Origin of the sequence: Sedimentibacter sp. B4 (assembly GCF_000309315.1) — a bacterium.
In the GTDB taxonomy this organism is placed as follows: domain Bacteria; phylum Bacillota; class Clostridia; order Tissierellales; family Sedimentibacteraceae; genus Sedimentibacter; species Sedimentibacter saalensis.
The window spans coordinates 203,837-228,108 of sequence record NZ_CANG01000038.1; the positions used below are offsets into that span (position 1 = coordinate 203,837).

Sequence of the window (24,272 nt, forward strand, 5' to 3'; positions counted from 1 at the left end):
AAAATTAATGTTTCGTTCTTGTTATTTCAGGGTATCTATACAACATAAGTAGTATAAAACTTAAATAAGATAACATATATAATTCAGGAGGAATAAATGAATAAAATAGGTATAATTTTAGGAAGCACAAAACCTGGACGCAACGGTGAAGCTGTTGCAAAGTGGGTTTATGATATAGCAAAGAAACGTGAGGATGCTCAGTTTGAACTGGTGGATATAAAGGATTATGATCTTCCGCTTTATGACGAGCCATATCCTGCAATGATGCAGCAGTATACAAAGGACCACACAAAAAAATGGTCTGCAAAAATCAAGGAATTTGATGGTTTTGTGTTTGTTACTGCTGAATACAACCACAGCATTCCAGGGGCATTGAAAAATGCAATAGACTTTTTGTCAGTTGAATGGAACAACAAAGCCTGCGGAATAGTCAGCTACGGAAGTGCAGGAGGTGCCAGAGCAGCCGAACATTTAAGGCAGGTTGCAGCTGAACTTCAAATGGCAGATGTAAGAGCCCAGGTAATGCTTTCATTGTTCACAGACTTTGAAAACATGAGCGTGTTTAAACCGGATCCACGCCATGAAACTTCAGTCAATGATGTTTTAAACCAGGTAATAGCCTGGAGCGGTGCTTTAAAAACTTTAAGAAAATAAAATATAAATCAGGCAAGCTTAGTTCAAGCTTGCCTGTTGCTTTCAAAACTCATGTATAAATCGTAAAATTCTGTCTTGTGACGTATGAAAGAATCAATGATTTCCGGATCAAAATGACTTCCTCTTTCATCTACCATATAGTTGAAACTTTCATCAAAAGAAAATTGCTTCTTGTATGGACGCTTGCTTGTGAGAGCATCAAATACATCTGCAACTGCAACAATTCTTGCGCTTAATGGAATGTCTCTTCCTGATTTGTGTCCAGGATACCCTGTTCCATTCCATTTTTCGTGATGTCCTTCCACAATCTCTATACCCATCTGAAACATGCTGTAACTTAATTTAGCAATGTTGCTTTCTGCACTTCTTAAAACCTCGACACCATAAGCAACATGTCTTTTCATTTCATCATATTCTTCAGCTGTAAGTCTTCCGGGCTTTAGCAAAATTCCATCCTTCACTCCAACTTTTCCTATATCATGCATTGGGCTGAATCGCTCAATATTCTTTAAAAATGACACGTCGATAATATCTTCAAAACGTCTGTCTTCCATTAAAAATTCAGATATCTTAACAGCATAGGCCGTCATCCTGTCAAGATGATCACCTGTATCCTCATCTCTTGCTTCAGCCATTTTTGTAAGTGCAAGAAGTGTACTGTAAAGCATTTCATCTATGAAAATATTTTTGTTCAGACTTAATGCAATGCTGCTTGAAAGCGTTTCAAGAAATACAATGTGTTCTTCCTTGTATATATTTTTTTCTGTGCTTGAAAAAAATATTATTCCTATGGGTTTATCATTTATTTTAAGAGGAAGTGTTATTGACGATTTAATTCCTGCTTCAAGCAATATCTTGTTGTATTCTGTGTTTTTGTGTGTTGTATAGGTCTTAAGGTCGTTAATTACTCTCGGTGTACCGTTTTTAACTATATTTTCAAGGCTTGTGCTGCTTATTTCTGCCTTTATTCCCATCATCCTTTTGGGAAGATCGCTTAAAAATGGTGCTGAAATACCGTAGGAAGCTTCAAGCGATTTGCCTTCTTCTTTCAGAAGGGCAATTCCAATGTGGGAATATGGAATGAATTCAGTAAAATTCATGTAGATATATTCAAGAATTCCTTCAAAAGAAATTTTTCTGTTCATGTTTTCTATGAGAACCACCAGCTTGTCTAATTTGCTGATGTTTGATTCTAATTCCCTTATAACCGGATTAAGTTCCTTTTTAACATTATGTGAAATTCCATTGTTTTGTTTTTCAATATTTAACACATTATTTATCAAATGATTTATGGGTTCTGTTATATACTTGTGCAAACCGTTTTCTGTTTTATTCATAACTTTTGTCCTTTTTTATTTTAAACCTATATTAGATATCGGCACTCAAAAGATAAATTTTATCACATAACTAAAAAATATGTTTAGAACAATTAATTGGGAACAATTTAGAATAACTTACGTCTAGACAAATGAAAGGAATGTGCAAAATTCTTTGTACAAGGTGATTATATGAGCAAAATAAAGAATTTTATAAACACAACTTCGGCAAATTTAAAATCGACTGTGGCCAGGTTCCCTGCAGCTATATTGTTTTTAGTCACAATAACATCAATAGTTTTCACCGAAATACAAGGCAACCACTTTGATGACAACATTCTTGCAAGAATTGCTTTTTCCTGTATTTTCGGAGCATTTTTGTCCATTGGGCTGCAGTTTGCAGTTGAACGCTTCAACAATTTAAGAAAATATTCTCTCATGTTAAATATACTTTCATTTGTTTCTGCAGCAGCTTATTACTTGTTCATGACTAATGGAAGTACATCGCAGTCAATGGTTGTGCACTTGTTTGTAATTGTCTTTGCTGTATTTGCAGCAACACTTTACATTCCATCATCAAAAAATAAGATGAATTTCGGAAATGTTTTTTTGGCTCATTTCAAATCAGCATTTATTTCAGTTCTTTACAGTGGTGTGATGTTCTTAGGCATAGCTGCAATTATTTCAGCAATAGATCTTCTCTTGTTCAACCTGGACTACAAAGCATATGCCCACAGTGCAAACATAGTATTTACATTTTTTCTTCCTGTTTACTATTTGTCTCTGCTTCCAAAATTTAATTCTCAGGAAGAAGAAGACATAAAGAAAAGCGAAATTGCATACACGTATCCAAGAGTTTTGGAAATATTGGTTTCATATATTACAATTCCTCTGATCTCAATATTTTCAATAGTGCTGATAATATACTTCATCAAGATTCTATCAACAAGAGTGTGGCCGGTAGGTCAGGTGGGACCAATGGTGCTTGGTTATTCAGCAGCAGTCTACGTTATTTATATACTTGGATCAAATCTTACAAACCGTCTTGCAGTCATGTTCAGAAAAGTGTTTCCCTATGTGCTGATTCCACTGGTGGCAATGCAGCTTGTTTCTTCATATATACGAATTGAAGCATATGGAATAACAGAATCAAGGTACTATGTTGTGCTCTTTGGAATATTTTCCATAACAGGAGCGCTGATGTTAATTTTAAGAAAAAATAAAAATCCTGGAGCGATTGTTCTTCTTGCAGCTTGTTTTGCAGTCATATCCATCATTCCTCCCGTGGATGCGTTCACTGTTTCCATGAACTCTCAAAAATCCAGGCTTGAGGAAATTCTTGCAAGGAATGAAATGCTGAAGAACAATGAAATAATTCCAAAGTCAGATCTTACTGTACAGGACAGACATGAAATCACCAGCATCACAGATTATATGTTCAGGATGGGATATCTTGATGACGTTGAATTTTTCCCTGAAAAGTATGCAAAAGAAAACAGCTATTACGGGAACTTCGACAAAATTTACGGTTTCAACCCTCAGTATGGAATCTATTTGCCTGAGGAAGAACCTCGATTCATGTACGCCATGCTTGACGTCAGCAAACAGATGGATATTGAAGGATATGATAAATTTATCAAAGCGAACATCTTCACAAGCGCTAGTGAAAAAGTAAAAATCGGAGACATAAATCTCGACGGTAAAAATTATACCATAAACCAAAAGTTTATAGATAATGAATTGATTATTTATGCATCTGATGAAAATAATGCAACTTTAGTTGAAGTTCCACTGAAGCAGTTGATTGACGGTCTTTTAGAATTTGCAGGCGATTCGAAAGCAGTCATGGTACCCGAAGTTTTAACAGTCAACAGAGCAACAAAAGCAATGATAATGAAGGTAATAATAAATGAAATCAATGTTGACTTGACAGCTGACAACATGAACATTAATGGAAATATCTTCGTATTTGTAGCTATACCTTAGTAATTTAACATAAAAGCACATCAGAAATATTCCGATGTGCTTTTTGTATTCAAAAACATTTAATTTTTAAAAAAATTGTTGTGTATTTATAAAGGTATGTTATAATAGTTATACATTAGAGGTCTTACCTTAATATAACCTTACGGAGGTATAATGAAAAATAAATTTATATCAAAAAGATACTGGAAAAATAACTCCACCCCTATGGGCCAGGTGGATGAACTTGCTAAAAATTTCGATGATGTAATCAATTTAAGTCTTGGTGATCCTGATTTGATTACTCACAACATCATAATTGATAACGCATTTAAGGATGCAAGACAGGGACACACAAAGTATACGGATTTTAGAGGTGACCCTGAGCTTAGATGCGAAATAGCCAAATTCTACAAAGAAGAATATGCACTGGACGTCCATGATAAAGAAATATTTGTAACAACAAGCGGATGTCTGGCAATGTACTTGGTTCTTGAAGCAATTCTCGATGATGGCGATGAGGTCATATTGCAGGCACCATACTTCACCCCTTACTATCAGCAGGTTGAACTGGCAAGAGGAATACCCGTGGAGCTTTCCACCTATGAAGAAGAGGACTTTCAAATAAGCTTTGATAAACTTGAAAAATTAATCAATGAAAGAACAAAAGCAATAATAATAAATTCACCATGCAATCCCACAGGCAACATCCTGTCAAGACAAACACTTGAAAGCATCAGGGACATTGCAGTGAAGTATGACCTCATTGTTATTTCCGATGATATTTATACTTCTTTCAGCTTCAACGAACCATTCATTCCTATTGCATCTATTGAAGGCATGAAGGAAAGAACAATAATAATAAACAGTTTCTCCAAGAACTTCACCATGACCGGATGGCGTATAGGAAACATAATTGCACCTGTCTACATAATCAATGTAATTCAGCAGATAAATGAAAATCTTGTGTTTACTTCCCCTTCCATTTCTCAAAGAGGAGCCATTCATGCCTTGAGAAACAGAAAAGAAATACAGCCTGAAATCATAAAAGAATACAAGGACCGCGTATTTTATGCAGCAGACAGAATCAACCACATACCAAACATGTCTGTCATAAGCCCCAAGGGAACATTTTATCTGTTTGTGAACATCAAAAAAACAGGATTGAGTTCAATAGAAGCAAGCGATGCAATACTAAAGGAAGCTCACGTTCTGACAATCCCGGGAATTGCATTTGGAGACTGCGGCGAAGGATATTTGAGACTTGCCTGCACAGTTGGTGTTGAAAAGCTTAAGGAAGCTTTTGACAGAATTGAAAAAATGGATATTTTTAAAAATTAAAGGAGAACATCATGAACAATGACAATACAACAAAAATAGATTCTAAAAGCATAATGAAATTTGCAATACCATCAGCACTTGGAGTTTTTATATTTCTTTTCCCCCTGCCATGGAATGGTTCCGTAAACATACCAATAGGAATTTTATCCGAATGGCTGGCAGCCTTAATAGCTCCTGCAGCTCCAACTTTAATAACAATATTTATTCTGATATCTGCAATAATGACAGCAATTACTTCGTTACTTAAGCCTAAGGCAATTATTGACAACAAGCTTTTATCAAAACTTTTTACCTCCAGCCCATTTTATCTGCTTTTTAAAATAATAGGTGCTGTGGTAGTCTTGATGGTTTATTTTAACGTAGGACCTGAGTACGTGATTTCCGGCGACACAGGCGGAACAATGCTGTCACTTTTAAAAACCCTGGTTGCATGGTTTTTTGCAGCATCATTTCTGATTCCTCTCTTGATGGACTTCGGCATTATGGACTACACAGGAACATTGGTCAGAAATTTTACTCAGCCTCTTTTCAAACTTCCTGGCAGATCTGCAATTGACCTTCTTGCATCCTGGGTTGGAAACTGTAACGTTGGAGTCGTTCTTACAACAACACAGTACGAACAGGGTTACTATACAGCAAGAGAAGCCATTACAATTGCCACATGTTTTTCTGCAGTATCTCTTCCCTTCTGCCTTGTTATTGCTGCACTTTTAAAAGTTGAACACCTGTTCATTCCATTTTATGCAATACTCACAATAACAGGAATACTGAGCGTAGTAATAATGACAAGAATTCCGCCTTTGAGCAAGTATCCCAATGAATATTATGCTCCTGTAGGTAAGCAGGTAAATGAAGTTGAACCGCAAGGAATAACAAAATCCCAATGGGCTCTGAAACTTGCTGTGGAAAGAGCCGCAACAGCACCAGATGCCAAGGGTGTTTTAAACAAAGGATTTGAAATGTTTATGGGCATTGTATTCCAGCTCACTCCTCTTGTAATGTCCTTTGGAACCATCGCCTGCATACTTGCTACTTACACACCCATATTTCAATGGCTCTCAGTACCATTTGGATACTACCTGCAGATGCTTGGTGTAGAAGAAGCATTTGCTGCAGCTCCTGCAACCATCGTAGGATTTGTAGATATGTTCCTTCCTGCTGTCCTTGCTGCAAACATCGTGTCCTTAAAAACAAGGTTTATAATAGGAATATTGTCACTGGTTCAAATAATTTACATGACAGAAGTGGGAACTCTTATAATTACATCAAAAATGCCTGTTGATTTCAAAGGAGTGCTTGCTTTATTCCTTGAAAAAACAATAATAGCCCTTCCTATTATAGTTCTTCTCACAAACATATTCGGCATAGCATAATAGAAGGTGGTTTCCATACCGGAAACCACCTTTTGATTTAATTATTGTTCATTGAGCAAATACACATCTATGTTGTTCATATGAATATGCATCCTTCTGGCAGCCTCTTTGGCATCGTGTTTTTCAATAGCCTCAATTATACGAAGGTGTTCTTCATAAATTTTGTCTATTGAATCTTCGCCGAAAAAAGCCATTCTAACAGTCTTGTTGATAAAACTGTCAAAAAGATATGACGTACTTTCAAGCAAGCTGTTTATCAATATGTTTTTGCTGATTCTAGCAATTTCATAATGAAACTGCTTATCGTACTGCGACTTTTGCTCTGTAGTATCTGCATTTACCATAGCATTGTGTATTTCCTGAAGTATCACTATGTCTTTTTTATCAGCCAGAATAGCTGCCTGCTTCACTGTGTAGTCTTCAATTAAGCGCCTCAGCTCCAGAATTTCTTCAATATTTCCGTTGGAAAGCTTGAAAGATAGAGAAAGCGGTTTAAACACACTGTTTTCTGTGTTATTTACAACGAAATTTCCCTGTCCGTGACGGCTTTCAATAACACCAATTACTTCCAGGGCCTTTAATGCTTCTCTCAATGCAGGGCGTCCGATATTTAAGGTTTGGGTGAGTTCTCTTTCAGGAGGAAGCTTGTCGCCATTTTTAAGTTCGCCTCTCATGATCATACCCTGTATCTGTTCTATTACCATTTGGGATATTTTTTTATTTTCAATTGTTTCGAACATGGTTGCTCCTTATATGTTATAATACTTACAATTTTATACCATTTGAATAAATATTTCAATAAATTGTTGCAATAATTTAACAATAGTTTTAAATATTCATCTACATAATATTTTATAAATAATGCTTGAAATTTCTATGATGATATATTATAATAGTGGTAAGACCACAAATCCATTAAAAGTAAAATACTTTAACCACTAGGAGTTAAAAATGAATATACTTGTGCTTGTCAAAGAAGTACCTGATATGACTAAAGTGAAATTTGACTGCGAAAGAGGCGTTGTTGACAGATCATCAGCTGAATCTGAAATCAATCCATTTGATATTAACGCCCTTCAAACAGCAGTAAACATAAAAAACCAATTTGGTGCAACAGTATCTGTATTAACCATGGGACCACCAAAAGCAGAAAAATCCTTAAGAGATGCTTATGCCCGTGGAGCTGATGAAGGAATTCTTTTAACAGACAAAAAATTCGGAGGCGCTGACACCTGCGCCACAGCAATGACATTGTCATCTGCTGTTAAGTATCTTGGAAACTTCGATTTAATAGTATGCGGTGAAAAATCCGTTGACGGCGACACTGCTCAGGTCGGAGCTGAAGTTGCTGAATTTTTAGACATTCCACATGCTTACTATGTTGATAAAATAATTGAAACTAATAATGAACATATAACAGTGGAAACAGAAGAAATTTGCGGCAGCAAACAAATAAGAAAAATGAAGATGCCTGCCCTCATAGGAGTTACTAAAAATATTAATTTTCCGAAACTCCCTACTGTAAACCGAAAGCTTAAGTCCATGTTAATTGATGTAAAAAAAATATCGCTTGAAGACTTGTCAGATTATATTTCAGAAGAATCCACAGGCTTCAAGGGTTCTCCTACAAAGGTTTCAAAAATTGAAATTCCGAGGGCCATTAAAAGAGAAAGCTTAATTATAAGAAACGATTACAATACATTTAAAGAAATAATTCAAAACAAGACAAAAGGAACCAGGAGGTAGCGCCATGGACAATGTTGGAATATTAGTTTTAGCAGAACATAAAAATGGTTCCATTCACAAAATTAGTTATGAGCTCCTTGGAAAGGCTAAGGAACTGGCAAAAGAGCTGCATGAACCAATCAGCTGTCTTATGGTTGGCCCCGCAGGAATTGACTTAAAAGAGCTTAATCAAAGAGGAGCAGAAACTGTATATTACATAAAATCAGATGTTTTTTCTAATCCCGAAGAATATCTTTACAAGAAAAACATTGTTGATTTCATAAATGAACACAAGCCTAAAATGGTTCTAATAGGAGCAACCAACTTCGGACGTTCCCTGGCCCCTAGAATTGCAGCAGCATTAAAGACAGGACTTACGGCAGACTGTACGGATTTAAAAATTGATGAAGACGGAAATCTCATACAAATACGTCCTGCGTTCAGCGACAACATACTTGCTCATATAAAGACTGTAACTTATCCTCAGATTGCAACCATAAGATACAAGGAATTTTCTGAAGCTGAAATAGATGTAGATGCAAAAATAAATATTGTTGAAATGAAGCCATACATGGACAGCTATCCACAATCTGAAATTCTTAGAATATTTTCCGATGAAAAAGACGACATAACTGAAGCTCAAATAGTTGTGGCAGCAGGCAGAGCCATAAGAAAAAAAGAAGATCTGAAAATGATTCAGGATCTTGCAGATACAATAGGCGGAGTAATGGGAGCATCCAGAGCATTAGTTGATGCAGGCATGGTATCAAGCGCCTTTCAGGTTGGATACAGCGGAAACCGTGTAAAACCAAAAGTCTATATAGCCTGCGGTATATCCGGAGCACCTCAGCATCTGGCGGGTATGAAAGAATCAGGAACCATAATAGCAATAAACTCTGACCCATCAGCCCCTATTTTTTCCATAGCAGACTACGGCTATGTGGGAGATATTTATGAAATTATACCTCAGCTCATAAGAGATTTGTCACAGGAGGAACCATGGAATTAAAAACTGTAAATGAATTAATCGGTATTGTTGGTGAAGATTACGTAATCACTAATCCGTCCCAGAAAATTTCATATATGTATGACCAGGTTGAAATGGCAATGAGGCCTGAAGCCAATGAAAATTCCATTGTTGTAAAGCCTAAAAACACTGATGAAATTTCTAAAATAATGAAGTATGCAAATGAACACAATATTGTGGTGGTTGTAAGAGGAGGAGGAACCGGTCTTTGCGGAGCCTGCACTCCTGTAAGAGAAAGCATAATTCTTTCAACTGAAAGGCTTAATAAAATCATTGAAATTGATGAAGACAACATGGTGGCCGTACTTGAAGCCGGAGTAACGCTTTATGATCTCCTTGAAGAACTAGAAAACCACGAAGGCGTAGGATTTCCTGTCCACCCTGGGGATGAAGGAGCACAGATGGGAGGCATGGCAGTTACAAATGCCGGAGGAGCCCGTGCTGTAAAACACGGCGTAATGCGCAAGCACATTCAGGGAATGGAAGTTGTTCTTCCATCAGGTGAAATCATGGAGCTTGGAGGGAAGCTCATAAAAAACAACGCAGGCTACAATCTCATGCAGCTTATTATAGGAAGCGAAGGAACACTGGCTGTTGTCACAAAAATAATACTTAAAATTTATCCCAAGGATAAGTATTCAGCAACAATAATTGCACCCTTTGAAAGCTTTGATAATGCATCAAGAGCGGTTCTTGAAATATTAAAAAGCGGAGCTACACCACTGGCTGTGGAATATCAGGACAAACATCTTTTTGTTGACACTGCAAAAATGCTGGGCACACAGTGGCAGGCTGAAAAAGGAAATGCAGACCTCATGATAATCATATCAGAAAAAACAGAAGCTGCACTTTATGAAACATGCAGTCTCATAAATGATATATGCGAAAAGAACAATTCATACGAAACATTGTTTGCAGGCAAGAAGAGCGAACAGGATGAATTGTTATTAATAAGAAGCCAGCACTACGAGCTCATAAAGGATATCATAGGCCATTCTTTCGACACTGCTGTTGCAGTTGCTGATGTTCCTGCATACCTCAAAGAACTTAAATCACTGGCTGAGGAATACAACACCATAACAAATATCACAGCCCACATTGCCGATGGCAACATACACAGCGACATTGTGCTTGTTGATGGAAAAATGCCACCTTACGCTGAGGAGTTGAAAGAAAAAATATTCAAAACATGCTTCAAGTACAACGGAACAATTACCGGTGAACATGGAATCGGAAAACTAAGAATCAATGACCTGAAGTTACAAAAATCCTCCACTGAGCTTGATTTAATGAGAGGAATAAAAAAACTGTTCGACCCTAACAACATTTTAAATCCAGGAACAGTTATAGAAGTTTAATCATCGCCCAAAGATTAATATAAAAAAATAACACCTGATCATGTCAGACTGTTGACAAACCCCGACGCTGTCATCCTGAACGATAGTGAAGGATCTCATCTTTAAAACATGAGATTCTTCGAGCAAGCTCTCAGAATGACAACGTCAAAAGTTACTTAGTCATCAACCTAATAACACATCAGGTGTTATTTTTGTTTATTAGTCCATTGCTATAACTGCACCTTTGTAAGTTTCTGCAATGTATGATTTAATTTTATCGCTTTTTAATACTTCAATCAAAGCTTTAATATCTTCTCTTTCTTCATTGCCTGCTTTTACACAAAGGATGTTTGCATAAACCTGAGCTGCTTCTGAATCCTGTTCTTCTTTAGCAAGGGCATCAGTTGCAACATTAAATCCTGCGTCAAGGGCGTAATTTCCGTTTAATACAACGAAATCTGTTTCCCCTGCAACTCTTGCTACCTGTGCAGCTTCAAGCTCTACAATTTCAAGATTGTGAGAATTTTCAACTATGTCGTTTTTTGTTGCAGAGAGTCCTGCGCCTTCTTTAACTTTAATAAGTCCGTTTGCTTCAAGAAGCAGAAGAGCTCTTGCTTCATTTGTTGTATCATTTGGAACTGCAATTGAAGCTCCGTCAGGAATGTTTGAAAGGTCATTTGACTTTCCAGGATATATTCCAAGAGGCTCATAGTGAACAACAGCTACAGGAACAATGTTTGTTTTGTTTTCTTTGTTGAAATCATCCAGGTATGGTTTGTGCTGAAAGAAGTTTGCATCGATGTCTCCTGCTTCAACTACAAGGTTTGGCTGTACATAATCTGAAAATACTACTATTTCAAGTTCATAGCCTTCAGCCTTGAGGTCTTCCTTAACTTGTTCCAATATTTCTGCGTGTGGCACTGCTGTGGCAGCAACTGTGATCTTTTTAAGTTCTGCAGTGTCAGCTGCAGGTGTTTCGGCTGCAGGCTTTTCTGCAGGTGCTTCTTCTTTTTTCTGACAGCCTGCTGCTCCAAGAGCAAGTGCTGCAACTACTAATAATAAAATAATTTTTAATGTTTTTCATAATTTTCTCCTTATGTCTTTTATATTGAGTACTTTGAAATTATGAATATATGAACGGATCTTTCTCCCGGGTACGACCTGAACATCATATCTTGTATTTCTTGTACTTGTTAACTATAATTTTGACTAAACAACTCTTTTATCCGTTTTTTTAGCGATTTTCATTCCTATGGACTGCAGAATCTGCACAAGTATTATCAACAGTATTACGGTAATCAGCATTATTTCTTTTTGATACCTGTAATATCCATACTGTATGGCTATGTCTCCCAGTCCTCCTCCTCCAACAACTCCTGCCATGGCAGAGTAGCTGAGGATTGTTCCTATTGCAATTGTTCCTCCAACAATGAGAGAAGATTTTGCTTCCGGAACCAATACTTTAAAAATTATTGTCGAAAGAGAAGCACCCATGCTTTGAGCTGCTTCTATTACTCCATTATCAACCTCTTGAAGAGATGATTCTATGAGCCTTGCAATAAACGGTGTTGATGCAATTACCAATGGAACTATTGTGGCAGTTGAACCGTAACTTTTACCGGCAATGAGTTTTGTCAAAGGTATAACTGCAATCAATAGTATTAAAAATGGTATTGAACGACCGATATTTACTGTAACATCCAAAATTCTATTAAAAAGTCCCATGGGGCGCAAACCGTCTTTTTTAGTAACAACCAATGCAATTCCAATGGGAAAGGCAAATATATATGCAAATATGGTTGAAACAAATGTCATATATAGAGTGTCGATTGTTCCTTCAATAAGCATTGTCACAGTAGTATTATCCAACATAATCAACCAACTCCTCTACATTTACATTTTTGCTTTTGAGATAATGTATAATTTTATCTGATATAATTTCGTCTTCAGGCAGCTGAAGGACCATTTGTCCGAATGCCTGTCCATTTATGTCTCTTGTGTCTGCAAACAATATGTTAACCTGAGCCCTGCATTCCAAAACCATGTTTGCTATAACAGGCTCAAAGGATGATTTTCCGTCGAATACAATTCTTATGCATCTTTTTCCGGTCATTTCATTTACTGCATTGCTGCTGTGATATACAAGTTTTTTTGCTGCATCAGTCTTTGGTTTTGAAAATACTTCTTCAACTTTTCCGGTTTCTGCCAATCTGCCGTTGTCAATTATTGCAACCTGATTGCATATTTCCTCTACTACTGCCATTTCATGAGTTATGATAATTATTGTAATTCCAAGTTTCTTATTGATATCCTTCAAAAGCCCCAATATTGAGCGGGTTGTAGTAGGGTCCAGGGCGCTGGTAGCCTCGTCGCAAAGAAGTATGTCAGGATTTGTAGCCAGCGCTCTTGCAATGGCAACTCTTTGCTTTTGTCCGCCGCTTAGCTGCGAAGGATATGATTTTTTCTTGTCAGAAAGTCCTACAAGTTCCAGAAGCTCCGAGGCTCTTTTTCTTCCTTCGCTTTTGCTCATTCCGCTTATTTCAAGAGGAAAGCAAATATTGTCTTCAACATTTCTCTGCATGAGTAGATTAAACTGCTGAAAAATCATTCCTATTTCCTGTCTTACACTTCTTAGCTCCTTGTCGCTCAACAGGGATAAATCCTTGTCCCCTATTATAACTGTTCCAACCGTTGGCTTTTCCAGAAAATTTATGCATCTGACAAGTGTGCTTTTTCCCGCGCCGCTCATTCCTATTATTCCGAATATGTCTCCCTTGAGTATGTCAAGGTTTATTTCGGAAAGAGCTGTCACCGTATTGTTCTGGCTTATATATTTTTTTTCTAAATCTACTAATTTAATTAATGGAGTTGTCCCCACGATGTTTCCTCCTTTAAGCTATTATATCCTTCACTACCTCGCCTGCGATAATAAGTCCTGCTACAGAAGGAACAAAGGAAACACTCCCTGGTATTGCTCTTCTTGATGTGCATTTTCTTGTTGTGCCAGGAGGGCAGACACAGCCTGTTTTACAGCTGTTTTCTCCGCTGTCCATTGGTATTATAGGTTTTTCTTTTGAATAAACAACTTTTAATTTTTTAATTCCTCTTTTTTTAAGTTCACTTCGCATTACTTTTGCCAGAGGATCCATGGATGTCTTGTATATGTCCGTCACTTCAAACTTTGTTGGATCCAGCTTGTTTCCTGCTCCCATGCTACTCATGATTGGAACTCCTGCAGCATTGGCTCTCACTACGAGCTCAAGCTTTGCCGTAACAGTGTCAATGGCATCTACCACATAGTCATATGATGACAAATCATAGTCATCTGCATTGTCTGGCATATAAAAGCATTCATTTGTTTCAACATTGGCTTTTGGATTTATATCAAGTATCCTTTCAGCCATAACTTCAACTTTTTTTCTTCCAATTGTTTTTCTTGTTGCAATTAATTGCCTGTTTATGTTTGTAAGACACACTTTGTCGTCATCAAACAGCACAAAGTTTCCCACTCCGCTCCTTGCCAGGGCTTCTGCAACATATGACCCTACTCCGCCTATTCCGAATATGGCAACCTTAGCATTTTTTAACTTTTCCATGGCTTCTTCGCCCAACAAAAGCTGTGTTCTTGAAAATTCGTTTAACATATTACCTTCCCGATTTATATTTTAATTAAAGTTATTGTTCCCAATTTTTGCACACGTCAATCCATTTTTTGCTTCTTGATGTTTTTTCCAGCTCATCCAGCGTAAGTTCAATTGCAGAATTGCTGCTTCCGCAAGCAGGAAACATTGTTTCAAATCTTTTCATGGAATCATCCAGGTAGACATCAACATTTTCAGATAGAGCAAATGGACAAACACCGCCTATGGCATGACCTGTATATTTTACTGTATCCTCCGGGGCAAGCATTTTTGCCTTGAATCCAAATTCATCCTTGAACTTCTTGTTGTCTATTTTTGCATCTCCTGCAACCACTATAACCATTGCACCATCGCCGTTGTAAAATGACAGTGATTTTGCTATTCTTGCTTCTGCCGTTCCAAGAGTTCGAGCAGCCAGTTCCACTGTTGCAGTTGATTCATCCATTTCAAGAATATCTTTATCCTTGTTGAATTGCTTTAAATAAATTCTTACTGTTTCTACAGACATCATTAAGCCTCCTAAAATAAAAACCCTCTACAAAGAGAGGGCAATATACATATACCGTCTCCTCATCTCCCAAAGAATCCTTTGTCGGAATTAGCACCTTTCAGCATACTGCAGGTTGCCGAGACATCACAGGGCCGATCCCTCCGTCTCTCTTGATAAGAAGTTTTTATTTAATTGATTAACGTTGTGACTACTTTATACCATACAAAATTATTTGTCAATGGTAAATTTTAATTTTTTTCAAATATTTATTTCATATACGTCATTTTAAAAATCAAGTAGTGAAATATCAGCCTTTTACAATTTATAGATTTTAGTTGTTTCAAGGGCGTATTTTATTTGCATCATTGTTAAACATTCCTGGACATTCGTCGATTGTAATATATAATTAATATAAAAATTTTGCTTATCATTTATATCAAATATATGCATAAAATTACTGTAGAAAAAGATACATAATTTTAACGAAATATAACTTCATTGATACAACTGCATTTTTTAGCATTTGAATGTATTAAGACGTGCAAACGTTTGATTATTTATACCGTTATATATATTAATGTAATTTTTTCCTCATTATTCTTCAAAATCAGATTTTTTTCGTATCAAATGCTCGAAAAAGATAAAAAATTATTATGAATTGTTAAACAACTGTCAGCTCCGCAGAGAAAAATGGAGCTTTATTAAGATAAACACACTTTTGATACATTTTTAACAACTTTGCTAATCATTAACAATAAATTGGAACATTCAATAAGGTTGAATTAAATTCAGTATAGTAATAAAATTACTGTGGTTCATTTAATCTAAGTTTCATGATGAGTTACATATGAATGTAATGGCAATTGCCAATACAATAAAAATTTAGGAGGAATTTTTATGTTTAAAAAATTCACAAACGGCTGTGTATATGTTATGAACAAATACCTGCCAGACGCATTTATTTTTGCTATTGTTCTGACAATCATCACATTTATCGGCGGTGTGACTTTAACAGGACAATCACCATTTCAAATGATTCTGCACTGGGCAGGACCAAAAGGATTTTTCGGATTACTTTCATTTACTATGCAAATGGTCTTGGTTCTTGTACTTGGAAGTGCAATGGCTCAGGCCAAAGTTTTCAAAAACTTGCTTAAAAAGATAGCAAAAGCCGCTAAAACACCTGTAAGAGGAATTATGATTACTGCTTTTGTATCAGTTGTAGCATGCTGGATTAACTGGGGATTTGGTCTTGTAATAGGTGCTTTACTAGCAAGAGAAATCGCCAAAGAAGTAAAGGGAATTGACTACAGACTTTTAATTGCAACAGCCTATTCAGGTTTCGTCGTATGGCACGGTGGAATTTCCGGATCTATTCCGCTTCAAGTAGCTAACCCGGGCGCTCTTGAAAAAGTAGCTCCTACAATATTTGACGGCACATTTACTATAGCAACAAGCAATACTATATTCTCACCTATGAACTTATTTATTTCAGGAATTATAATATTTGGTCTTCCATTTGTATGCAAGGCTATGATACCTGACAAAGAACATACAGTTGAAGTTGACCCTGTATTATTAGTTGAAAAAGAAGCTCGTTCTGAAGATGCAAGCAAATTTTCTCCAGCAGATAAAATGGAACGAAGCAAAATTTTATGGATAATCACTTTGGCATTTGGTTTTGTATATATAGTTTACAACTTCACTAAGGTTGGTTTGAACTTAAGTCTTGACTTTGTAAACTTCATATTCCTGTTTGTTGGAGTACTTCTCCATGGAAACCTTAGAAATTACATTGACGCAGTTAATGAAGCTGCTGCCAGTGCTGCCGGAATCATATTGCAGTTCCCGTTCTATGCAGGAATAATGGGAATGATGGTTGGTGCAAATCCTGAAACAGGTATATCTCTTGCTGGTGTTATATCCAACGGTTTTGTAAGCATTTCAAACAATGTGACTTTCCCGCTGTTCTCATTCTTAAGTGCAGGTATTGTTAACTTCTTCGTTCCTTCAGGCGGAGGACAATGGGCAGTACAGGCTCCTATAATGATGCCTGCTGGTCATGCTCTCGGAGTTGACCCGGCTAAGACTGCAATGGCTATTGCTTGGGGAGATGCATGGACAAACATGGTACAGCCTTTCTGGGCATTGCCTGCACTTTCCATAGCTGGTTTGAATGCAAAAGACGTTATGGGATATTGCGTAATTACCCTGTTATTCAGCGGTATTATTATATCAGCAGGATTCCTGATTTTCTAGAAGTAAAATTAAAAGCTGTCTCGGCATTGCCGGACAGCTTTTTTAACTTTTTCTATCTTACAAGCTTTTCAATTGAAAGGCAGTTCTTCAATTCATCAAGTTTCTCCTTCGGCAATGGTTCAACGCCTTCAAGCCTGTATGCTACGTTTAATTCGCTGTATTTGTACACTCCAAGGGTGTGATAGGGCAAAAGTTCAACCTTTTTGACCATATCATCTGGAAATGTAATCACTTCCTTTTCAAATTCCCTCATGTCATTTAAGTTGTCATTGATTCCCGGCGTTACAACATGCTTTATCCAAATATCATTCTTATTTCTAATCAACGCTTCTTTGAATTCATTGTAACATCCTATATCCATACCTGTGATATCTTTGTACTTTATAGAATTTGAATGCTTTATGTCAAGAATAACCAAATCTGTGTAATTGAGAATTTCTTCATAATCACCCATACCTACACCTGCAGTGTCCAGAACCGTATGAATTCCTTCCCTTTTGCACAGCTTAAGGCATTCCAGCAGGAACTCCGGCTGCATGAGAGGCTCTCCTCCTGAGAAAGTTACTCCTCCGTCATTAAATTTAAAATAGGGCTTGTATCTTTTGGCTTTCTCAACTATTATTTCAGCCGTTGTACTTATTCCTTTCCTAAAGGCCCAGGTGTCAGGATTGTGGCAGTAAGCGCACCTTAGTCTGCAACCCTGAAAAAATACAACCATGCGTATACCGGGGCCGTCCAGAGTACCTAAAGTTTCTATTGAATGTATATATCCTTCCTGCACTTCATCACATCCTGTCGTGGAACGTCCTGCCTATAACATCCATCTGCTGTTCTCTTGTGAGCCTGTTGAAGTTAACGGCATATCCTGAAACACGTATTGTAAGATTTGGGTATTTGTCCGGATTTTCCATTGCATCGTACAATGTGTGGCGGTTCATGACATTAACATTTATGTGATGGGCATCTTGCACAAAATATCCATCCAGTATGTTTGCAAGGTTGTCTATTCTGTGCCTTTCAAGTTTTCCCAGAGTTTCGGGAACAACTGTGAATGTGTTTGATATTCCATCTTCGCATACATTTTTGTACTTTAATTTTGCCACTGAATTTAGAGATGCAAGTATGCCGCTTTTATCTCTTCCGTTCATTGGATTTGCTCCCGGAGCAAAGGGCTCCCCTGATTTTCTTCCATCTGGAGTGGCTCCTGTTTTCTTTCCATACACAACGTTTGAAGTGATTGTAAGAACCGAAAGTGTGTGGTGAGCGTTTCTGTATGTCTGGTGTTTCTTAAGTTCTTTTGAGAAAAATTCCAGTATTTCTTCAGCAATAAGGTCAACTCTGTCATCATCATTGCCGTACATTGGAAAATCCCCTTCGATTTTGAAATCAACAGCTATTCCGTCTTCATCTCTGATTGGTTTAACCTGTGCATACTTTATTGCGCTCAGAGAATCTGCCACTATGGAAAGACCTGCCACTCCAAATGCCATAAGCCTCCCCACATTGTAGTCGTGAAGAGCCATGAGGCCTGCTTCATAAGCGTATTTGTCATGCATGTAATGGATTATGTTCATTGTGTTTACATAAAGTTTTGCAACATATTCCATGACTTTTTTGTAGTTTTCCAATACTTCTTCATAATTTAAAACTTCTGAATCGATTTTTTTAATGTTGTCAATGACCTTGATATTACTTTTTTCATCAATGCCCCCGTTTATTGACATGAGAAGCGACTTTGCAAGGTTGCATCTCGCTCCGAAAAACTGCATGTCCTTTCCTATCCTCATAGCAGAAACGCAGCACGCTATGCCGTAATCATCTCCGTGCATTGTACGCATTATATCGTCATTTTCATATTGAATGGCAGATGTTTCAATGGACATTTTTGAGCAGTATTTTTTAAACTCTTCCGGTAAATTGTTTGACCAAAGAACCGTCATGTTAGGTTCAGGTGCCGATGACAAATTAGTTAATGTGTGAAGAAATCTGAAAGTTGTCTTTGAAACCAGTGTCCTTCCGTCAAGACCCATTCCTCCAAGGGATTCTGTCACCCAGTTAGGGTCTCCTGCAAACAGTTCATTGTATTCAGGAGTCCTCAAATGTCTTACCATTCTCAATTTAAGCACAAACTGGTCTATGATTTCCTGAGCCTCTGTTTCAGATAAAGTTCCTTCACAAACATCCTTTTCAATATAAATGTCAAGAAACGTGCTCACTCTTCCCAGAGACATAGCAGCTCCATTGTTTTCCTTTACTCCTGCAAGATATCCAAAGTATACAGCCTGTACAGCTTCCTTTGCATTTTCAGAAGGTCTTGATATGTCTGAGCCGTATTTTGCGGCCATTGACTTCATCTGTTTCAGGGCTCTTATTTGTTCCATAATTTCTTCTCTTGCCCTTATGTTTTCTTCATTCATGGGCAAAGTTATATTACTATATTCTTCTTTTTTCTTTTCTATTAAAATATCTGTTCCGTAAAGGGCAATTCTTCTGAAATCACCGATTATCCTTCCTCTTCCGTATGCATCGGGAAGCCCTGTTAAAAGTCCCACGCTTCTTGCATTTTTAATTTCAGGAGTGTATACATCAAATACTCCTTGATTGTGAGTTTTTCTGTACTTGTGGAATACATCCAATAGTTCCTGAGGTGCAGTATAACCGTAAGCTTCCAGGGACTGTTCAACCATCCTTATTCCTCCAAATGGATTAAGCATCCTTTTTAAAGGAGCATCCGTCTGAAATCCTACAATAATTTCATTTTGTTTATCCAGATACCCTGGAGCAAAATTATCAATTCCTGAAATATGTTCAGTGTCAATATCAAGAACTCCCTTTTGAAGTTCTTCCTTCATGAGAGCAGATGCCTTTTGGAACAAGTTTCTTGTTCTTTCAGTTGGCACGCTTAAAAAATCTTCGTTTCCTTCATAGGGCTTATAGTTTTTCTGTATAAAATCCCTTACATCAATTTCCTTTGTCCAGTTGCCACCTTTAAAACTTTTCCACGCTTCTTTCATTGTTCCTCCTAAGAAATTGTCCAGGAATACAAAAAAACCACCTGGACGCAGCCCAGGCGGTCGACTTTTAAATTTTCACACTCCCTCGTGGTGACCCACAATTCCGCCAGTCATGTGATAACTTATATTACATTAATTTATTTTTCTTGTCAATATTTTTATGCATTTTCTATGATGCGGTTTATTTGCTCTTCTATTTGGTTTATCATGAATTCTTCAGTTACTTTTTCCTCATACAACTTAGACATAGCCTTATCTGTCTGATTTTTTATGTTCTTTACAGTATCAAGTGACTTACCTATGTCAGACAGCACTACCCAGTCATAAATGAGCCCATCAAAAAAATAATCAGCAAAAGTATCAAATGAAGTCACAGAAATTTCAGATCCTGTAATCATTATAATGTCAGAAATTTCTTTTTTGAAACGACTGAGCATTCTCTGAGATTCTTCAGCGTATTTTCTAGCCTCATCAACTGGACTTATGTTTTCTGAAGCAGATCTCATAATGTGTCCTTTAACATCTGTAGTTCCCCAACCTTCTGCTCGTTCAAGTTTGTAGATTGTTTTTTCCACAGAATTCAAGGCTTCTTCTCCGGAAGCAATCGCCTCATCAATTTCCTTGATGTTTGCTTTCATGCCTTCCTTGCGTTTTATGAGCTTCTTAATCTCTTCTCCGGTTTCTTTTGCTTCAATGTGTATTTTTTCAAGCTTTTTGTTTATAAGATCTTCATAGTCAGCTTCACAACCATCTATTTCAGCTATTTCGTCAACAAGCCTTTTTGATTCTTCAGCAAGGTACTCAACATTATGTATGCACTGGTCATATCTGAGCCTGGCTTTCAACAGTTCCTGTCTTTCCTTTGTCTGATCTTCTTCCTTGTCTCCTAATATGGCGTAAAATAATGAAGTTGTATTAGTCGATTCAATTTTTAAAACATCCTGATTTTGCTTTTCAATGTCGCTTGCAAGTTTGTTCAAGAGAAGCTTCTCTCTGATCATGTCCTGCTCTGTCTGTTTTAAAAGTCCCTTCAACTTATTCTTTTTCTGAATACATTCTTTCATGTAACTGATCTTTTCATTATATTCACAATGCATATTAGTTTCTCCTTTGTATATCTGTTCATAGTCATATGTCAACCTAAACAGTATATCAGCTTCATAACTTTTTAAATTATATCATACATCAATTGTCTATTCAAACAGTTTTTAGCTTCTCAAAACAGGAATACGTTGCTAATTTTTTTGGCACTTTGCATGATTTAACAAAATATTTACCTGGTTCTTAAAAATTATTTTGTTGAATATATTTATAACCTAATGTATAATGATATAAAGTATGTACTAACTAAAGGAGGAAGTTGCAATGGCTATTACAAAAGACATGGTAATCCGCGAAGTAATAAATGCAAGACCTGAAGCTGCTGAAATATTAATGGCTCACGGAATGGGATGCGTTGGATGTCCTGGAGCTCAAATGGAAACATTAGAAGAAGCTGCAGCTGTTCATGGCATGAATCTTGATCATTTACTGGCTGCATTAAATAAATAGATGCAAAAACCGGCTTTAAAAAGCCGGTTTTTTATTTGAAAAGCAATCAATTAAACAGCTGTTTCATGTTTGCTTATGATACTATTATTTACACATTTCAGATTGTTAGTATGTAAATTTTTGTTAATTGATCATTTTAAAGATTAAATTCTTTTTGAACTTCTCCCCAAAGTTCTTCCTGCATGGCTTGAGAATGGCTGTCTGAAAATATTCCGGGTATTCCTCCTGTGTGCAGAAGCATTACATTTTTATCCTTGGATATTTTTCCCTCATGAATCATTTCTATCATTCCTCTGAAAACTTTTCCAGTGTAGCATGCATCAAGAATTATAGCTTCTTCTCTTGCCATCATATACATGTATTTTCTTGTTACTGGATCCGGAATATTGTAGGATATTCCAACATAACCTTCTTCAATCCACAAGTCGTCTCTTGAAACATCTATTCCCAGTTCAAGATAATCGCTTGTTTCTTGTATATAATGAATCTTTTCCTGCAGTTCCTCTTCATTTTTGTGAGATATGCTTATTCCAATTGGTTCAAAACCGGCATTAAAATATTTTGCACCTAAGTACAATCCGCCGTATGTTCCCACTGAACCAAATCCTGTGAATACATAATCTATTTTTACTTTCATTTCTTCAAGCTGGTCTTTTATTTCCTTTGCAGCCATGACATATCCTGCTGCTCCTAAAGGAGAACTTCCACCTATGGGAATCATGTATACTTTTTCACCCTGATCCTCATACATCTTCACTACTTCAGCAGTAGTTTTGTCCACAAGCTGCTTGTATTTATCTGCCTTTACGTCCGGCTGCTCATCCTTAAAACTTGTGTCGTCCATGAAAAACAAATCAGCGCCCATCATCTTGTCAAGAATCAGGTTTCCTGATGCTTTCTTTGGGGCAGGTCCATCCATTATAATTCCGCATCTGAGACCGAACCTGGCTGCCACAGCTGCAGTAAGCCTGCCGTGGTTCGTCTGCTGTCCTCCGTATGTAAGAAGGACTGTGCACTCCTTGTCCAAGGCATCCTTTAACAAATAGTCTAACTTTCTAAGCTTGTTTCCTCCTGTTGCATATCCCGTAAGGTCATCTCTCTTGATGTATATATTAATGCCGTATTTCCTGCTTAAGTTTTCAAGCTTGTGAATTGGTGTGTTGTAAAAACCCGTAGTTATCTTTTCCATATTTTCCAGCTTCATATATCCTCCTAAAATTGCTACGCTTCCCTAAAGTTAAGGCCGACCACTCGTTTTATATAAAAAGGCTTTCCTGATTTATAAAAACAGAGGGCAGCGCTAGGCATACCCTTATTGATTGTTATAACAATTCGTCCAACTTGCTCTTGTTGAATCCCACAACAACATCTTCATCAATCATAATTACAGGAACACCCATGTATCCCATGGAAATGAGCTCTTTTTTAGCAGCCTGGTCTGTTGAAACATTTTTTTCCTCGTACTCATATCCTTTTTCTTTCAGGTATTCCTTTGCAGCAGTACAATTAGAACATGTATTGCTTGAGTAAATTTTTATATTTTTCATACTAGCCTCCTGTTTTTTTGTAATTTTATCACTATTAATTGTAAGTAATTTTAACATAAATTATGCCAAAACTCCATAATTTAATTATAATTTTTTCACAAAATGAACTCTGCGGAATAAAATAAACTATGCGCATTATATATGAAAGGAATGATTTAATGAAAGAATGTACTATTTCTATAGATGCTCCGGACAAAATACTGAAAGGAGCAGGTATTCCTGACAGTTCATTTGTTCCATCAGGCATTTACAATATTAAAATCAAATTTTCAAACATCGGTGAAAATTCTAAAATTTGCTCCTTTAGCTCAACATTAGGAAACGGAATAAGATACCTTAAAAACTTCAGCCTGGAAGGACCGGATGAATCCTTAAAAAGCAAGTTAATTGTGGTTGAACCCAACGCCCTGCTTGGAAATAACAATTGTATAATTTTTGCTAATAACTTCATTTTATCCCCCGGCTCAACAAACGTCCTCTCATTTAATGTTGCTCTCTGCGACAGATATACTACAGGGAGTGTTGAAAATTCCGGTGATAAAATACCTCATAAAGAAAAAATAAACTTCTTTGCCCATTTAATAGAAGGAGAAAATGTTGATTCCTGCAGCGCTTCATCATCTGCTCACGATTATGAAATGAAAGTTATCTGCCAGGAAGAAAGCATAGGGCCCGGAGAAACCACAAAGTTTTATGTCCACTGCTGCACAGGACAATATGATGTTGCAAGAAGCGTATACATAAGGAGCATTTTAGACGACGGGCTTGAGTTTGTTGCTGATTCATGCAACTTAGAACCAAGAAATGTCTACAAGTTCAATGGAAAGACCGTTATTAAATGGGATGTGGGAACACTTCAGCCTGCAGAAACAAGACGCATAGGATACATGGTTAAACTCAGAAGCGATTTTAATAAAGAATCTGGAACCATGCTTAGAAACAAGCTGAATTCAAACTGCATAAACAACTCAGAGTACACACAGTGTCCATCAAGCAGTTCTTATAGCCTCAGAGTGATTAATACATAAAAGTGCA

22 protein-coding genes and 2 riboswitches are annotated in these 24,272 nt (G+C 36.9%); of the genes, 10 read left to right on the forward strand and 12 right to left on the reverse strand.

The genetic code is table 11. The features are described 5' to 3' along the window. Nucleotides 1-96 precede the first annotated feature (96 nt). On the forward strand, nucleotides 97-654 hold the full coding sequence (locus BN358_RS08085; protein ID WP_019228726.1) for an NADPH-dependent FMN reductase: 558 nt from the start codon (nucleotides 97-99) through the stop codon (nucleotides 652-654). Nucleotides 655-677: 23 nt separating this feature from the next. Here the strand turns inward: BN358_RS08085 and BN358_RS08090 are convergent, their stop codons facing one another. Continuing rightward, complete coding sequence (locus BN358_RS08090; RefSeq protein ID WP_019228727.1) at nucleotides 678-1,991, reverse strand: HD domain-containing phosphohydrolase; 1,314 nt, start codon at nucleotides 1,989-1,991, stop codon at nucleotides 678-680. A 171-nt stretch (nucleotides 1,992-2,162) separates the two neighbouring features. On the opposite strand from BN358_RS08090, the gene BN358_RS08095 reads away from it, so the two are divergent. The 3 genes from BN358_RS08095 to BN358_RS08105 all read left to right on the forward strand — a co-directional run bounded on the left by BN358_RS08095 (nucleotide 2,163) and on the right by BN358_RS08105 (nucleotide 6,646). After that, on the forward strand, nucleotides 2,163-3,956 hold the full coding sequence (locus BN358_RS08095) for a DUF4153 domain-containing protein (protein WP_019228728.1): 1,794 nt from the start codon (nucleotides 2,163-2,165) through the stop codon (nucleotides 3,954-3,956). Between the two features lie 153 nt (nucleotides 3,957-4,109). Beyond that, nucleotides 4,110-5,273: a pyridoxal phosphate-dependent aminotransferase gene (locus BN358_RS08100; RefSeq protein ID WP_019228729.1), complete on the forward strand. Its 1,164-nt coding sequence runs from the start codon at nucleotides 4,110-4,112 to the stop codon at nucleotides 5,271-5,273. Between the two features lie 11 nt (nucleotides 5,274-5,284). Then, nucleotides 5,285-6,646, forward strand: a complete 1,362-nt coding sequence (locus tag BN358_RS08105) for a YjiH family protein (protein ID WP_019228730.1) — start codon at nucleotides 5,285-5,287, stop codon at nucleotides 6,644-6,646. 41 nt (nucleotides 6,647-6,687) lie between these two features. Here BN358_RS08105 and BN358_RS08110 read toward each other — a convergent pair whose 3' ends face one another. Next, the gene (locus BN358_RS08110) at nucleotides 6,688-7,386 is read right to left on the reverse strand and encodes a FadR/GntR family transcriptional regulator (protein WP_019228731.1); all 699 of its coding nucleotides are present in this window, start codon (nucleotides 7,384-7,386) and stop codon (nucleotides 6,688-6,690) included. Between the two features lie 211 nt (nucleotides 7,387-7,597). On the opposite strand from BN358_RS08110, the gene BN358_RS08115 reads away from it, so the two are divergent. From BN358_RS08115 to BN358_RS08125, 3 genes are read left to right on the forward strand one after another with little or no spacing between them, the layout of a single operon-like run. Then, nucleotides 7,598-8,392, forward strand: a complete 795-nt coding sequence (locus tag BN358_RS08115) for an electron transfer flavoprotein subunit beta/FixA family protein (RefSeq protein WP_019228732.1) — start codon at nucleotides 7,598-7,600, stop codon at nucleotides 8,390-8,392. A 4-nt stretch (nucleotides 8,393-8,396) separates the two neighbouring features. Next, nucleotides 8,397-9,380, forward strand: coding sequence for an electron transfer flavoprotein subunit alpha/FixB family protein (locus BN358_RS08120; RefSeq protein ID WP_019228733.1), 984 nt, complete (start codon nucleotides 8,397-8,399; stop codon nucleotides 9,378-9,380). Further along, nucleotides 9,371-10,756 (forward strand): FAD-binding oxidoreductase, encoded by a 1,386-nt coding sequence (locus BN358_RS08125; protein ID WP_019228734.1) that lies wholly within the window; start codon nucleotides 9,371-9,373, stop codon nucleotides 10,754-10,756. Before BN358_RS08120 ends, BN358_RS08125 begins: the two co-directional genes overlap by 10 nt. A gap of 198 nt (nucleotides 10,757-10,954) precedes the next feature. Here the strand turns inward: BN358_RS08125 and BN358_RS08130 are convergent, their stop codons facing one another. From BN358_RS08130 to BN358_RS08150, 5 genes are all read right to left on the reverse strand, one after another. Continuing rightward, nucleotides 10,955-11,803, reverse strand: a complete 849-nt coding sequence (locus BN358_RS08130) for a MetQ/NlpA family ABC transporter substrate-binding protein (protein ID WP_040582192.1) — start codon at nucleotides 11,801-11,803, stop codon at nucleotides 10,955-10,957. Between the two features lie 141 nt (nucleotides 11,804-11,944). Next, the gene (locus BN358_RS08135) at nucleotides 11,945-12,607 is read right to left on the reverse strand and encodes a methionine ABC transporter permease (RefSeq protein WP_019228737.1); all 663 of its coding nucleotides are present in this window, start codon (nucleotides 12,605-12,607) and stop codon (nucleotides 11,945-11,947) included. Continuing rightward, on the reverse strand, nucleotides 12,597-13,613 hold the full coding sequence (locus BN358_RS08140) for a methionine ABC transporter ATP-binding protein (protein WP_019228738.1): 1,017 nt from the start codon (nucleotides 13,611-13,613) through the stop codon (nucleotides 12,597-12,599). The genes BN358_RS08135 and BN358_RS08140 overlap by 11 nt, the downstream gene beginning before the upstream one ends. Nucleotides 13,614-13,626: 13 nt before the next feature. Next, complete coding sequence (locus BN358_RS08145) at nucleotides 13,627-14,379, reverse strand: ThiF family adenylyltransferase (RefSeq protein ID WP_019228739.1); 753 nt, start codon at nucleotides 14,377-14,379, stop codon at nucleotides 13,627-13,629. Nucleotides 14,380-14,410: 31 nt separating this feature from the next. Next, the gene (locus tag BN358_RS08150; RefSeq protein WP_040582219.1) at nucleotides 14,411-14,884 is read right to left on the reverse strand and encodes a YbaK/EbsC family protein; all 474 of its coding nucleotides are present in this window, start codon (nucleotides 14,882-14,884) and stop codon (nucleotides 14,411-14,413) included. 59 nt (nucleotides 14,885-14,943) lie between these two features. After that, nucleotides 14,944-15,046, reverse strand: a riboswitch (SAM riboswitch). Nucleotides 15,047-15,763: 717 nt separating this feature from the next. Here BN358_RS08150 and BN358_RS08155 point away from each other — a divergent pair. After that, nucleotides 15,764-17,125 carry a short-chain fatty acid transporter gene (locus tag BN358_RS08155; protein WP_019228741.1) on the forward strand — a complete coding sequence of 454 codons (1,362 nt, stop codon included), beginning with the start codon at nucleotides 15,764-15,766 and terminating at the stop codon, nucleotides 17,123-17,125. Nucleotides 17,126-17,177: 52 nt separating this feature from the next. Here the strand turns inward: BN358_RS08155 and pflA are convergent, their stop codons facing one another. The 3 genes from pflA to BN358_RS08170 form a co-directional block, all read right to left on the reverse strand. Continuing rightward, nucleotides 17,178-17,906, reverse strand: coding sequence for a pyruvate formate-lyase-activating protein (pflA, locus tag BN358_RS08160; protein WP_019228742.1), 729 nt, complete (start codon nucleotides 17,904-17,906; stop codon nucleotides 17,178-17,180). 4 nt (nucleotides 17,907-17,910) lie between these two features. Then, complete coding sequence (gene pflB / locus BN358_RS08165) at nucleotides 17,911-20,139, reverse strand: formate C-acetyltransferase (RefSeq protein ID WP_019228743.1); 2,229 nt, start codon at nucleotides 20,137-20,139, stop codon at nucleotides 17,911-17,913. Between the two features lie 43 nt (nucleotides 20,140-20,182). Next, a riboswitch (ZMP/ZTP riboswitch) is annotated at nucleotides 20,183-20,263 on the reverse strand. 34 nt (nucleotides 20,264-20,297) lie between these two features. Next, nucleotides 20,298-21,236 (reverse strand): hypothetical protein, encoded by a 939-nt coding sequence (locus BN358_RS08170; protein WP_019228744.1) that lies wholly within the window; start codon nucleotides 21,234-21,236, stop codon nucleotides 20,298-20,300. Between the two features lie 268 nt (nucleotides 21,237-21,504). Between BN358_RS08170 and BN358_RS08175 the strand changes: the two genes are divergently transcribed. Continuing rightward, complete coding sequence (locus BN358_RS08175) at nucleotides 21,505-21,690, forward strand: DUF1858 domain-containing protein (protein WP_019228745.1); 186 nt, start codon at nucleotides 21,505-21,507, stop codon at nucleotides 21,688-21,690. 136 nt (nucleotides 21,691-21,826) lie between these two features. Here the strand turns inward: BN358_RS08175 and BN358_RS08180 are convergent, their stop codons facing one another. Next, nucleotides 21,827-22,894 carry a 1-aminocyclopropane-1-carboxylate deaminase/D-cysteine desulfhydrase gene (locus tag BN358_RS08180; RefSeq protein ID WP_019228746.1) on the reverse strand — a complete coding sequence of 356 codons (1,068 nt, stop codon included), beginning with the start codon at nucleotides 22,892-22,894 and terminating at the stop codon, nucleotides 21,827-21,829. Between the two features lie 118 nt (nucleotides 22,895-23,012). Then, nucleotides 23,013-23,237, reverse strand: coding sequence for a glutaredoxin family protein (locus tag BN358_RS08185; protein ID WP_019228747.1), 225 nt, complete (start codon nucleotides 23,235-23,237; stop codon nucleotides 23,013-23,015). A gap of 158 nt (nucleotides 23,238-23,395) precedes the next feature. Between BN358_RS08185 and BN358_RS08190 the strand changes: the two genes are divergently transcribed. Then, a complete protein-coding gene (locus BN358_RS08190) occupies nucleotides 23,396-24,265 on the forward strand; it encodes a hypothetical protein (RefSeq protein WP_019228748.1) in 870 nt (289 codons plus the stop codon). Nucleotides 24,266-24,272 lie beyond the last annotated feature (7 nt).